This is a genomic window from Pseudomonas silensiensis (assembly GCF_050434865.1).
GTDB classification, from domain to species: domain Bacteria; phylum Pseudomonadota; class Gammaproteobacteria; order Pseudomonadales; family Pseudomonadaceae; genus Aquipseudomonas; species Aquipseudomonas fluorescens_W.
In genome coordinates, this window is sequence record NZ_JBNDJH010000035.1 from 46,788 (window position 1) to 58,944 (window position 12,157).

General features: G+C 55.6%; 11 protein-coding genes. 6 read left to right on the forward strand and 5 right to left on the reverse strand.

Going from position 1 to position 12,157, the window contains the following annotated elements; translation table 11 throughout:
• Nucleotide 1: 1 nt before the first annotated feature.
• Nucleotides 2–853 carry a HemK/PrmC family methyltransferase gene (locus QF010_RS31855; RefSeq protein WP_429534643.1) on the reverse strand — a complete coding sequence of 284 codons (852 nt, stop codon included), beginning with the start codon at nucleotides 851–853 and terminating at the stop codon, nucleotides 2–4.
• Entirely contained in the window at nucleotides 850–2,283 is a 1,434-nt protein-coding gene (locus QF010_RS31860; protein ID WP_429534644.1) for an NAD(P)/FAD-dependent oxidoreductase, read from the reverse strand. Before QF010_RS31860 ends, QF010_RS31855 begins: the two co-directional genes overlap by 4 nt.
• A gap of 856 nt (nucleotides 2,284–3,139) precedes the next feature.
• Here QF010_RS31860 and yghX point away from each other — a divergent pair.
• Nucleotides 3,140–4,027 (forward strand): YghX family hydrolase, encoded by an 888-nt coding sequence (gene yghX / locus QF010_RS31865; RefSeq protein WP_429534645.1) that lies wholly within the window; start codon nucleotides 3,140–3,142, stop codon nucleotides 4,025–4,027.
• 8 nt (nucleotides 4,028–4,035) lie between these two features.
• On the opposite strand, the gene mug is transcribed toward yghX, so the two are convergent.
• Nucleotides 4,036–4,545: a G/U mismatch-specific DNA glycosylase gene (mug, locus tag QF010_RS31870; RefSeq protein ID WP_429534646.1), complete on the reverse strand. Its 510-nt coding sequence runs from the start codon at nucleotides 4,543–4,545 to the stop codon at nucleotides 4,036–4,038.
• Between the two features lie 8 nt (nucleotides 4,546–4,553).
• Entirely contained in the window at nucleotides 4,554–5,180 is a 627-nt protein-coding gene (locus QF010_RS31875) for a TetR/AcrR family transcriptional regulator (protein ID WP_429534647.1), read from the reverse strand.
• Nucleotides 5,181–5,405: 225 nt separating this feature from the next.
• Between QF010_RS31875 and QF010_RS31880 the strand changes: the two genes are divergently transcribed.
• The 5 genes from QF010_RS31880 (at nucleotide 5,406) to QF010_RS31900 (ending at nucleotide 11,515) form a co-directional block, all read left to right on the forward strand.
• Nucleotides 5,406–6,542 (forward strand): HlyD family secretion protein, encoded by a 1,137-nt coding sequence (locus QF010_RS31880; protein ID WP_429534648.1) that lies wholly within the window; start codon nucleotides 5,406–5,408, stop codon nucleotides 6,540–6,542.
• On the forward strand, nucleotides 6,542–8,026 hold the full coding sequence (locus tag QF010_RS31885; RefSeq protein WP_429534649.1) for a DHA2 family efflux MFS transporter permease subunit: 1,485 nt from the start codon (nucleotides 6,542–6,544) through the stop codon (nucleotides 8,024–8,026). The genes QF010_RS31880 and QF010_RS31885 overlap by 1 nt, the downstream gene beginning before the upstream one ends.
• A 19-nt stretch (nucleotides 8,027–8,045) precedes the next feature.
• The gene (locus QF010_RS31890) at nucleotides 8,046–9,536 is read left to right on the forward strand and encodes an efflux transporter outer membrane subunit (protein ID WP_429534650.1); all 1,491 of its coding nucleotides are present in this window, start codon (nucleotides 8,046–8,048) and stop codon (nucleotides 9,534–9,536) included.
• A gap of 23 nt (nucleotides 9,537–9,559) precedes the next feature.
• Entirely contained in the window at nucleotides 9,560–10,510 is a 951-nt protein-coding gene (locus tag QF010_RS31895; protein ID WP_429534651.1) for an aldo/keto reductase, read from the forward strand.
• 66 nt (nucleotides 10,511–10,576) lie between these two features.
• Nucleotides 10,577–11,515, forward strand: coding sequence for a LysR family transcriptional regulator (locus QF010_RS31900; protein WP_033056525.1), 939 nt, complete (start codon nucleotides 10,577–10,579; stop codon nucleotides 11,513–11,515).
• A 63-nt stretch (nucleotides 11,516–11,578) separates the two neighbouring features.
• Here the strand turns inward: QF010_RS31900 and QF010_RS31905 are convergent, their stop codons facing one another.
• A complete protein-coding gene (locus tag QF010_RS31905) occupies nucleotides 11,579–11,851 on the reverse strand; it encodes a DUF2790 domain-containing protein (protein WP_429534652.1) in 273 nt (90 codons plus the stop codon).
• Between the last annotated feature and the right edge of the window lie 306 nt (nucleotides 11,852–12,157).

Below are 12,157 nucleotides of genomic sequence, written 5' to 3' on the forward strand. Positions count from 1 at the left end.
ATCAATGAGATTTGCATCCGATGGTCATTACTGAGCTGCCCGAGGCGTCGGACGCTTCCTTATCGATTACAGTTTGTGTATTTGTCAGTTGACTCTGCTCGAACAGTTCACGCACTGCTCTGGCCTGTTCCTCGCCATGCTCAATGACTAGCCAACCTTCACGATTAAGTAACTGGTTCGCGAGCGAGATGATTTGCCGTATCAGTTCAAGCCCATCGACCCCGGAATAGACCGACTCCCGTGGATGGTGATCGCTCCATTCAGGCAACAACTCTTGGGACTGCGGGACGTACGGAGGATTAGCGACAATCAAACCAACCTGATCTTTGAATCGCGTGAATGCCTGTTTGTCGCGAATGTCTGCCTGCAAGTGATTGACCTGCCCCCCCTTGCAGGCCAGTCGATCGATATTGCGTTTGAGGTACTGCATCGCTATCCCATCAAACTCCACGCATGTCACTTTCAGATCCGGTCTGCGCCGTGCGATCGCCAAGCCAATCGCGCCGCTTCCGGCACACAAATCAAGGACACTAGCTCCCGGTTGCAGCGCAGCACTGGTCTCCAGCCACTTGTGAATGATTTTGCTGTGAGGGCGAGGGACAAACACGCCGCTACCGACCACCAGTGGCATTTCGTCAAACTCCACCATGCCAACAATATGCCCGAGAGGAATTCGGTTACAGCGTTCTTTAACCGCAATCATAAATTCATCGAGCGCACGGCTTTTATCCACCCGTTCGATATAGCGATCTATAAGACAACTCAAATCGGCTTCCAAGTCCCAGACACCAGACGATTCCAACATAGCCCGTGCCTGACTAATAGCAAGATACTCACGATCTGTAAGACTCATGACCACTCCTTGTAATACTGCGAAAGTCTTTTCAAAATTGACTCATACAGATAGGAGAATGCGACCAACTCCGGCGGAGGCGTAAATGACGGATGCAAGTCATTTATAAGTTGTTCGTAATTACGCGATAGTCCTTCATCCAGCAAAGGAAACCAGTAAGGTTTTATATCCCAACGATACTCATATCCTGTGGCAAACATCTGCTGTACCGTTTCCTTGACCGTATTCTCGCGGGCAAACCCAGATAACGGAGCACGCACAGGTTTGAAAGGGCTGAGATCTAGATCGGGAGTCTCTATATCGGTAAGGCAATCAGCTATATACCGCGCCAGCAATGGTGATTGGTGCAGGCCGTCTCGGTAGGTACCTGTTGCAAGCCAAAGACCTTCGATGCCGCACTCGCCAATCAAAGGGAAACCATCTGCCGGAATTGGTCTGTTGCCAACCTGTATGGAGATGATTTCAGCACCATGAAGGTCCAGGTTCAATTGATCAACAGCACAGTCAAGCAAAAACTGAACATCCGATATGAGAGCCTGTTGTTTAGGCTGCTCGGAAATTATATTGGTAGCTCCCAGATATAGGACGCCGTCCCCACGAGGGACACAGTGCAAGCCGCACGCAAAAGCGCGATTTGGCGTCCGTATGACAGAACTCGGCAACTCAACCCCTTCTGGCATTTTCACGAGAATTGAAACGCCATATCCACTGAACAACGGTGGAATTTTCTTTACAAGCTCGTCGAAATCACTAAGCAGGTCTAAAGATTGAACGCCTGCCGCAATCACAACTTTTTTAGCCCAAAGAACCTCTCCATCGCATAACTCAATGCCGGTGACTACCCCGCCCTCACCCAACACACGTTGGGCGTTCTCATTTTTCAGAGCGCCGCCCTCGGAGACAAATGCAGCATCCAGTTTCTCCAGCAAAAGATGAGAATTCACGGAATGCTCGTTTGGTATATACAGCCCACGCAAAGGGCGAACCAGATGGTTGGGCTTCAGCCACTCCATTTTGCGTGGATCAACAGTTTCGAACGGCTCACCATACTCACGAAGGGTTCTCTCGATGGTGTCGTAGTTAACGCTGTCCACCTCATCCATGCCGGCGGTGTTGAGCAGCACATGGGTCCCAATCGCGGTAAACAACGATCTGAAATCACCTGAAGAAATTGCCAAGCGCTCCGCCCAACTTGACCACAAGTGTTGAGCTTTTCGGTCCATGTCTAGTTTCAATCGACCAAAATCACTTGCCAGCAGGCCGCTTGTTACCTCCCCGAAACATCCATTCATCGCTCCAGCAGCCCTTGACGCTGCATTTGTACGATCAGTCTTACCGACCCGACAGACATTTAAACCACGCGTAGACAACTCATACGCGATTGACCCACCAACTGCTCCTGCACCTACAACAATGACGTCGAACTCCATGTTTTGACCTCGGACGATTACCCGCAATGTAAGAAAAATCAACTTTTCTCGTTGTAAAGCAGAACATTTCTATAATTTCGTTACATTACGATTCAACCGACTATTTGTTTCATATTGTATCTTCGAAATAATTCCACACATCTTGTCGTAGAGCTAAAAATCTTGACCTCCCCGCTTAAGCCACGGACTTTCAGTTAACTTTTTTAAAAACAGCAGCCTATGCAAATGTAGTAATAATTATCGAATTAATAAAAATTTATACCTCCAAAAAAATCGACCATCACAGATTGTGTGAAAACTTAGCTATCCGCCTGACGCTTCGAGCTTTGTCGCAGGTGAGCTGGCGACTATCGATGGCAGTTAGTTTCAGGCAGCCGCGTCCTAGTGGCGTCATTTGAGTTTCAAGCGGCCTGCGCATTGGTGTTCGAGGGATGCGCACAACCCAATGGTTATACCGAACCGCTGCTGCATAAATTCCGGCGGGCGTTCAAGCAGTCGAGGAGGTAAATAGGGGGCATAAAAAAGAAGAGGCTCAGGCCTAATGCGATCAGTTAATGGAAATCCGTCGAGTGGTGATTATTTGTGGCGAGGGAGCTTGCTCCCGCTCGACTGCGCAGCAGTTGTAAAGCCTGCACATGCGGTATGACTGGCAGAACCGGCTTGCGCGGATTAGGGCCGCTACGCGCCCCAGCGGGAGCAAGCTCCCTCGCCACAGGTTCAATGTTCGTCTCAAATCCTTAAATAATCAGCATTAGAGGCTCCGGCCTCTTTTTTTTGTGAACGGCTACGCTCGATAGGTATCGCTCACGCTGTCCAGGCGACAGAGCAATCGACCCGCCCAAGAGGAAACGCACAGATGCCCCGTCTCACTGCGAAAGACTTTGCCCCGGAACTGCTCGAACTGTACGACTACTACGCCCACGGCAAGATCAACCGGCGAGAGTTTCTGGATCGGGCGGCGTTGTTCACCTTGGGCGGCTTGACCGCCAGCGCCCTGCTCGCTGCCCTGAGTCCGAATTATGCGCTCGCCGAGCAAGTTGAATTTACCGACCCGGAGATTGTTGCCGAGTACATAACCTATCCCTCCCCCAAGGGCAACGGGCAGGTCCGTGGTTATCTGGTGCGCCCGGCGAAAGCCACCGGCAAGGTGCCGGCGGTGGTGGTTGTGCATGAGAATCGCGGGCTCAACCCGTACATTGAAGATGTCGCGCGGCGTGTGGCCAAGGCAGGGTTTATCGCCCTCGCCCCCGATGGTCTGACGTCGGTGGGCGGCTATCCCGGCAACGATGACAAAGGCCGGGAGTTGCAGGCGACCGTCGACCCGGAAAAGCTCATGAGTGACTTTTTCGCCGCCATCGAGTGGTTGATGAAGCATGACGCGACCACCGGGAAAGTCGGCATCACCGGGTTCTGTTACGGCGGTGGCGTCGTCAATGCCGCGGCCGTGGCTTATCCGGAACTGGCGGCTGCCGTGTCCTTTTATGGCCGCCAGCCAGAGGCCAAGGATGTCGCCCGAATCCAGGCGCCGGTGATGCTTCACTACGGTGAACTGGATACGCGCATCAACGAAGGCTGGCCCGCCTATGAGAAGGCACTGAAAGCTGCGGGCAAGACCTATGAAGCCTACATTTACCCCGGCGCCAACCATGGTTTCCATAACGACTCCACGCCTCGATACGATGAAGCCGCGGCCAAGCTGGCCTGGGACCGGACGCTGGGGTGGTTTCGGCGGTATCTGGCTTAACGGTGAGGTTAATCGCCTGTTGCTAAATAGAGTTGGCGGTACGCGCCCACCAGTTGATCAAGGGTGAACGCGCGATTTCGTCCACTGGGATTGGGCAGGATCCAGACCGAAGCATTGCCAAAGGTCTTCGACTGAAGGCCCCACGCAATGTCTCGTTGGCCGGATAGCGCGCAATACGCCGCTTTACCGAGAAACGCCACAAAGCGCGGCGCATGGCGCTCGATCTTTTGTTCAAAGTCCGCAGCGGCAGCGATGAATTCATGGGCAAACAGCTGATCCGCTCGCGCCGTCGGCCGTTCCACCACGGCCGTTAATCCACACTGATACTGCAAGATCGTCCGATCGTTTTCCGGGCGCACTTCCTCAGGCGTAAAGCCAGCGAGATGCAGCGTGCGCCAGAAGCGATTGCCCCGGCCCGCAAAATGATGGCCTTGAGCAGCGGCAGTCATACCTGGGTTGATGCCACAAAAAATCACGGCTAGCTGTCCGGCAAGAATATCTTCAAGTCCTTCACTCACCGTAAGCCTCACCCACCGCAAATCACGTTGACCGCGCTGCGTGCAAGCTCGGTCAGTTCAGCGCGGGATTTGCCCGCCCGCGCACGTATCGAAATGCTGTGCAGCAAGGATGACGCGAGTACTGCAAGGGCGGCCGGGTCGACATCGCTTTTCAACTCGCCGGAGCTGATGGCCACTCGCATACGCGTTTCGAGATCGGCATCGAGCCTGCTGAGCCGGTCCGACAGCACGTCTCGTATTTCAGAGTCCTCGACGGCTTCGGTCGTCGCCGTGCCGATCGCAAAGCAGCCGCGCGGCTGGCCGTCACCCGAGAAGTAAATCGACAACTGCCCTTCGTAAAACCGCATCAATGCCTGGCTCAAGGTCAGTTCGTTGTCCGTCAGCGCCTCCTGCATGGCAGCGGCGGCAAACTCCCAATACTGCTCCAGCGCTTTGATATAGAGCGCGTGTTTGTCACCGAATGCCGCATAGAGGCTTGGGCGATTCATGCCGGCGGCCGTGGCGATGCTGTCCAGAGAAGCGCCGGAATATCCGGTACTCCAAAAAACATCAAGTGCCTGCAACAGCGCTGTCTGCGGGTCATACGCGCGTGGGCGGCCGCGGCCTTTGCCCTCTGCAATCTTTTTTTGTGCCATATCGTACAAAATCCTTGAATGAAGATGGGTCGGGGGATATTCTTACACCATCGCACAAAATTAAGGAACCAGAAATTCCTTGGTTTGCAGGTTTGTTGTAGCGGAGCTCGAACTGGGTATTGCGGCGACGAAACAGAGGCGGCGGAGCGATCCTCCTGACCGCACACGGTATGGCTGTTTTTGTGGGTGTTAGCCCGACTTCCCGGTTAATAGGTGCATTCGATCATGACCAAACAGTTCGACATCCCAGCTACACAGACCTTCGAGCATCCAGGGCCGAACCCGTCTGATTCGCCCATCAAGAAGCCGCTTAAAGAGAAATTACGGCCAGTGCTGATGGTGGGTTTTCCTCTCATCTTTGCTGCGGTTGGGTACGCCCACTATGTGGCGGGCGAGCCCTTTGTTTCGACCGACAACGCTTACGCCCGCGTGGCGAAAGCATCGATCAACGCGCGCATTTCCGGGCAAGTTGTCGAGATCGCCGTTGAGGACAACCAGCCTGTTCACAAGGGCCAGGTTCTGTTTCGGATCGATCCGAAACCGCTGCAGATCACGGTTGACCGTGCACAAGCACAGTTGAGCGTTGCGCGGCTGCGCATCGACGGCCTCAAGGCCAGCTATCGCCAGCAGCAGGCCGAACTGCAATCGGCCAAAGAGTCGGCCGATTTCGACCAACGGGATTTTGCCCGCAAGAAGGCGCTGGTCGCTACAGAGTTTGTCTCGCGCTCGATTTACGAGCGCGCCGACACTGACGTTAAAGTTGCCCGGCAACGAATAGCAGCGGTCGAACAACAGCTCGCCAGCACGGTCGTTGCACTGAACGGCAATCCAAACATCGAGGCCGATAACCACCCGACAGTTCGCGAGGCCAAGGCTCAGCTCGACGAGGCACAGCTGTACCTCTCGTATGCGACGGTGTATGCGCCGGACAATGGCACCGTGGCCAAGGTCGACGACTTGCAGGTTGGCAACTATATGAACAACGGTGCGCCAGCCTTTGCGCTGCTGTCCGATCGCGAGATCTGGGTTGAGGCCAACTTCCGTGAAACCGACGTGACCCACATGCGTCCAGGCCAGGAAGCGACCATCAGTATCGATACGTACCCTGATCACACCTTCAAAGCCCACGTGACCAGCATGAGCCCCGGTGCCGGATCGGACTTCGCCCTGTTGCCGCCGGAAAATGCGACCGGCAACTGGGTCAAGGTTGTGCAGCGGGTACCGGTCCGACTCGAACTCGATGAGGTGGACCCTGCCCTGCCCCTTTTCTCGGGGACCAGCGCAACGGTCAAGGTCGATACCGGCTATCGCACGCCCTGGTGGCATCCGCTCAAGGCGCTGTTAACCGCAGGTAATTTCTGATGAACGCCAATCTTGCGGGACCTCAAGGTGCGGGAACGTTAAGGTTCGCCGCGCTGCTCGCGACTTATATGCAGTCGGCGAACCTGCCGCTTCCGAATGCGGTACTCAGGTTGATTCAGGGCAGCCTGTCGATGACTGACGACCAGGCTGGCTGGATATTCACCTCGTACCTCGCGGCGAGTGCCATCACGATGCCGATTGCGCAATGGCTCGCCGGGCGCTATGGCTTGAAGTTGGTTTATCAAGCTGCGCTGGCCTTCTTCGTCCTGGGCTTGCTGCTCGCTACGCAGGCAACGACGCCACTGGAATTCATTGGCGCGCGCATTATCCAAGGCCTGGCGAGTGGCGTGCTGGCACCGCTGTCGATGGCGATTTCGCTGGAGACCTTGGCACTCGAGAAGCGTGCAAAATTTGGCGCAACGTGGACCGCCATCGTGCTGTTCGGCATCGTCAGCGGCCCGAGCATCGGTGGTTGGGTCGGCGAACATTTCGGATGGCGCCCGATCTTCTACATCAGCCTTCCGCTGTCGGCATTTATCTTCCTCGTCATGGCGCTGTTGCTGGCCGAGAAGAAGGCCGAGAAACGTCCCTCGTTCGACTTCTTTGGCTTCGGCAGCTTCACGCTGGGTTTGATCAGCCTGCAAATGTTGCTTGATCGCGGTGAACGCCTGGACTGGTTTTCCTCGACCGAGATCTGGCTGGAAGCGATCGGCTGTGCACTGGGGCTCTACCTGTTCGCTGTGCATGCACTGACTGCGAAGGTGCATTTCCTCAACAAGCGTTTGTTCAAAGACCGCAACTTCGTGCTGTCGACGGTCATCTTTTTCGCCGTGGGTTTCGTGCTGTTGTCGACCATGGCGCTGACCTCGCCAATGCTCGACGAGATTCTCGGCTACCCGCCTGACACCACGGGTTCCCTGACGATTCCGCGCGGGATCGGGCTGGTCGGTGCATTCCTGTTGATGGGGCGTGTTCCCGAGCGTTTCGACCGTCGAATGTTCGTGGCCGCAGGCGTCGCCGTGGTGATTTATGCCAACTGGTTGATGCTCGGCTATTCGCCGTTGATGGACTGGTCGCCCGTGGCGGTGGCGGGTGCGATCCAGGGGATTGGCATCGGCATGCTGATGCCGTCACTGACCAAGGTCGCGTTCAGCACACTCGACCCGACGTTGCGCCCTGAAGGCACCGGTTTTTTCAATCTGTCTCGCGTGTACGGCAGCACCCTCGGCGTTGCGATTGTGCAGTTGTTTTTCTTCAACAACACGCAAGCGATGCACATGGCGTTGGCCAGTAATCTGACGCCGTATCGCGCCGCTGCGCATTCCGCACCGACGTCTCTGCAAGCACTGGCGGGGCTCAACGAAATGATCACCGGCCAGGCAGCTTTTATCGCGGTGATCGACCAGTTCAAGATTTTGATGTTCGCGATGCTGGTGGTCAGCCCACTGGTTGTCTTTCTTCGCAAGGCCGTTCCGACCAACTAGTTTTCGTGGAGTTTGCCAAATGAAATCCCATGCGCGCTTCATCAACAGACAGATGTTCAAAACCACGTTCGGTGCGGTGTCGGCTCTTGCATTCCTGACCGCCTGCACCGTCGGCCCTGACTATCAAATGCCGCCACCGAGCCTGTCGCAGCACTACGATCAACAGGCCGAGCAGCGTCTTGGCCAAGGCAGCAACAAGCCCGGTGAACAACGCATAGACCTGGGCAAAAAGGTCAACGGTGATTGGTGGTCTGCGTTTCGTTCGCCGAAGCTGGACAAGCTGGTACGTCGCGCCATCGACGGCAATCTTGAGCTCGTAGCGGCAGACGCGACGATCCGGCAAGCGGCCTCTTCCGTCGCTGCAGCGGAAGGTGCGCTTTATCCGCAAGTCGATTTTGGCGCCGTGGCTGGCCGCCAACGGGTGCACAACGCGAAAGAACCTTCTATCTCCAACTTCTATGCGATTGGGCCACGGGTTGGCTTCGACCTTGACGTTTTCGGCGGTAACAAGCGTCAGGTCGAACAACAGCAAGCGTTTACCGATCTGCAGAAGCATCGCTACGAAGCGGCGTACCTGACGCTGACGGGCGATGTCGCGAGCCAGGCGTTGTTACTGGCCTCAGCCAACGCGCAGATGGCAGCCGTCGAGAAGTTGCTCGCCAATGATGCAAAGAACCTCGAACTGGTGCGCATGGCGCACGCCAATGGCAGCACCACGCAGATCGATGTTTCGCTGGCCGAGACGCGGCTCGCCCAGGACCGCACGCTGTTGCCGCCCCTCGCCCAGCAGCGCGATTCGGCACGTCACGCGCTCTCGATTCTGACGGGCAAAGGCCCTGCTGACTGGATCGCGCCTGACTTCACGCTCGCCGAGTTTGCCTTGCCGGCAAACGTGCCGGTCAGTCTGCCTTCCGAAATGGCCCACGATCGGCCGGACGTACGGCAAGCAGAGGCTGAACTGCACATGGCCAGCGCCGCGGTTGGCGTGGCGACAGCCAACCTCTATCCGCATGTCGAGCTGTCCGCGTCACTTGCACAGGCGGCTTCCGGCAATGGCGGCGCCGCACTCTGGGGTTTCGCTGCCGGGCTCACGGCGCCCATCTTCAATGGCGGAACGCTGAAAGCTGAACGTCAGGCCGCCGTTGACGGCTACAAGGCAACCCTCGCCGGCTACCAGCAAACCGTCATTAATTCGTTCGGCCAGGTCGCCGACACGCTGCAAGCGATCAATCATGACGCCGAGGAAAACCTGGCCCAGGAGGACGCGTTGCGAGCGGCTGACACGAGTTTTCGCTTGAACCAACAAGCCTACGCGCAAGGCGAGAACAGCATTCTCCAGGTGCTGGAGGCGGAGCGTGCTTACGAGCAAGCGCTGCTGGGTCAAATCAGAGTGAAGACCGCACAGTACCTCGACACGGTGCGGCTGTACGTGGCACTCGGCGGTAATTCCATCGGTGTGTTTGAGCAACGAGTGGCCAGTCGCGAAGACCAGAAACCTTCCTATCAGTAGCACCCGATATTGGAGTCAAAGATATGCCTTACGAATCCTTTCACGATGCACTTCGCGATACCCGATTCCCTCTGATCCACGGATCCGGTGAGATGCCGGCCGTTGGCTTTGGCACGCTGTTTCGGGATCTCAGTGTTACAACACAAGCGGTCAAGGCCGCCCTGGAAGCAGGCTTTCGCCATTTCGATTGCGCAGAACGTTATCGAAATGAAGAGAGGGTCGGCGTTGCCCTACAGGAAATGATTGAGGCGGGTAAGGTCCGGCGTGAGGACGTGTTCATTACCACGAAACTGTGGAACACCAACCATCGTCCCGAGCGTGTCGAACCTGCCTTTGAAGCGAGTTGCCGACGGCTTCAAGTTGATTACATCGATTGCTATCTGATCCATACGCCTTTCGCCTTTCAACCCGGTGATGATCAAGACCCAAGAGACGAACACGGTCGAGTCATCTATGACTCAGGCGTGACGTTAATAGAAACCTGGCGGGCGCTTGAGCGCCTGGTGGATGAAGGCCGCTGCAAGTCCATCGGCTTGTCTGATATCACGTTGGAGCGGTTACAAGAGATTGTGGCAGTGGCCCGGATAAAACCCGCCGTGGTGCAGGTAGAATCCCACCCTTATTTGCCTGAATGGGAACTGCTTGAGTTTTGCCAGCAACATGGAATTATCGTCCTTGCGTTTGCGCCACTCGGCCATGGTATGGAGCCGAACGTATTGGAAGACACGGTGATCACGGGGATCGCCAAGCGCATACAGAAGACCCCGGCTCAAGTGGCACTGGCCTGGTCGGTACAGCGGGGAGTCGCTTTCCTGACCACGTCTGCGACGCCGAGCCATATTCAGGAAAACATTGATATCTCTACCCTGCCGCACAGGGCTATGCGTGAAATCCAGGAAGAGATTACGACCCGGGTTCGATTCAACTCAGTCGTGGAAACGGGTGTACCTGGATTTATTCCGCAGAAAAAGTAATACACCACGAGGGGGCGGTCCTTTTGCAGGGCCGCCCTTTTTATCCATACCCCTGAGGTGGAAACGATGGACGTTTTCCAAACCATGCGTTTTTTTGTTGCGGTCGCTCAGAGCGGCAGCTTTACCGCGGCGGCTGAGGTGTTGGACACCACAACCACCAACGTTTCCAAAGCTGTTTCGAGTCTGGAGGCCAGGCTTCAAACACGCTTGATCAACCGGACGACCCGACGCCTGGCGCTGACCGAGGCCGGCCTGCGCTATTTGCAACGCTGCGAGAAAATTCTGGACGAGATGCGCGAAGCGGATGAAGAAGCAGGCACCGCTCACACCCTGCCCGTCGGCCGGCTGAAAATTCACGCGATGTCAGCCATTGGCAATCATTACGTGATCGATGCCATCGCCCGCTATAGAGAGACTCATCCCTCGGTGATGTTTGATCTGACCCTGACCAACCGGCTCCCTGACTTGCTGGAAGAAGGCTATGACATGTCGATTGTCTTGGCGCGGGATTTACCCGATTCAGGGTTTGTCGCTCAGCGGCTCGGCATGACCTACAGCATCCTCTGCGCCTCGCCTGCGTACCTGAAGAAACGCGGACACCCGGAGTCCCCGAGTGCGCTTGGCTCACATGATTGCCTGAGAATTGTGAATACCGTCATGCCGGCTGAAAACTGGGCATTTGAGGGGCCAGAAGGCATGGAAACCGTCAACATCCCGTTGTCTCCCTTGCACATCAACACCGCCGATGGCATGACCATCGCGATTACAAACGGAATGGGCATCGGCGTTCAGCCGATTGCTTCGGCAGTCGATGGGCTCAGGGCGGGTTCGTTAGTGCGGGTACTACCCGACTATCATCTTGAAGAGTTGAATTTGTTTGCCATCTACCCATCACGAAAATTCGTGGATGCAAAGATCAGGACATGGGTGGAGTTTCTTAAAAGTTATATTCCAGACTTGTTGGCCTCCGATGAAAAAATCACCGGTTCGCCGAGGAAACGATAACAAGCTTTTAAATGACGAGTGTGGCAGGCATGGAGTGTCGACCCTCCATCTTCCACACACGACTCAACCATTTGAACAGCCAGTTCCCATGACTTGATACTGCAGGATATGCCGTTGGCCCTTAGAGTCTTCATACGTCATTTGCGCCGGGACTGGTCCGCACTCGCCAGCAATATCGGTCACCTTGATGACTTTCTGGATATCCAGTTTCGTGTCGTATGTGTAGGTTTCAACAGGCGTCTTGCTGTCCGCGGCAGTTGAATGGCTTTCAGCTGCAAATGCCTGTGTACCTAAAACGCCAAGCGCAAGAAACATCGCAAGTTTTGAGATTTTCATCGTATTCACCCTATCGTCAAAAGTTAACTTCGTGAGCGGGTTGACACTTGTTCTATTGGCTCACTCGGTAGAGACGATGCTAGGTGTTTACCCCTCCCTCAAACAGCAGCCTGCTGGACAAACACTGTTGCCGGATTTCGCATGAATGGTAGTGCTGTTCACTTAAGGTCGGGGGGCGTACATATCCGTTTCTGCGGTGATGGCTGATTACGGTTTCGCTCTTACAGCGACTCACTTTTCCAAACGCCGAAAAGTAAGCAAAAGGCTTTGCCCCTCCATTCGGTGCCTCGCCTAGGCTCGGCATGC

Coding starts and splice junctions, on each gene's coding strand:
- QF010_RS31895 (WP_429534651.1), top strand. CDS start 9,560: ATGCCTTACGAATCCTTTCACGATGCACTTCGCGATACCCGATTCCCT.
- QF010_RS31900 (WP_033056525.1), top strand. CDS start 10,577: ATGGACGTTTTCCAAACCATGCGTTTTTTTGTTGCGGTCGCTCAGAGC.
- QF010_RS31905 (WP_429534652.1), bottom strand. CDS start 11,851: ATGAAAATCTCAAAACTTGCGATGTTTCTTGCGCTTGGCGTTTTAGGT.
- QF010_RS31890 (WP_429534650.1), top strand. CDS start 8,046: ATGAAATCCCATGCGCGCTTCATCAACAGACAGATGTTCAAAACCACG.
- QF010_RS31860 (WP_429534644.1), bottom strand. CDS start 2,283: ATGGAGTTCGACGTCATTGTTGTAGGTGCAGGAGCAGTTGGTGGGTCA.
- QF010_RS31885 (WP_429534649.1), top strand. CDS start 6,542: ATGAACGCCAATCTTGCGGGACCTCAAGGTGCGGGAACGTTAAGGTTC.
- QF010_RS31875 (WP_429534647.1), bottom strand. CDS start 5,180: ATGGCACAAAAAAAGATTGCAGAGGGCAAAGGCCGCGGCCGCCCACGC.
- yghX (WP_429534645.1), top strand. CDS start 3,140: ATGCCCCGTCTCACTGCGAAAGACTTTGCCCCGGAACTGCTCGAACTG.
- QF010_RS31880 (WP_429534648.1), top strand. CDS start 5,406: ATGACCAAACAGTTCGACATCCCAGCTACACAGACCTTCGAGCATCCA.
- QF010_RS31855 (WP_429534643.1), bottom strand. CDS start 853: ATGAGTCTTACAGATCGTGAGTATCTTGCTATTAGTCAGGCACGGGCT.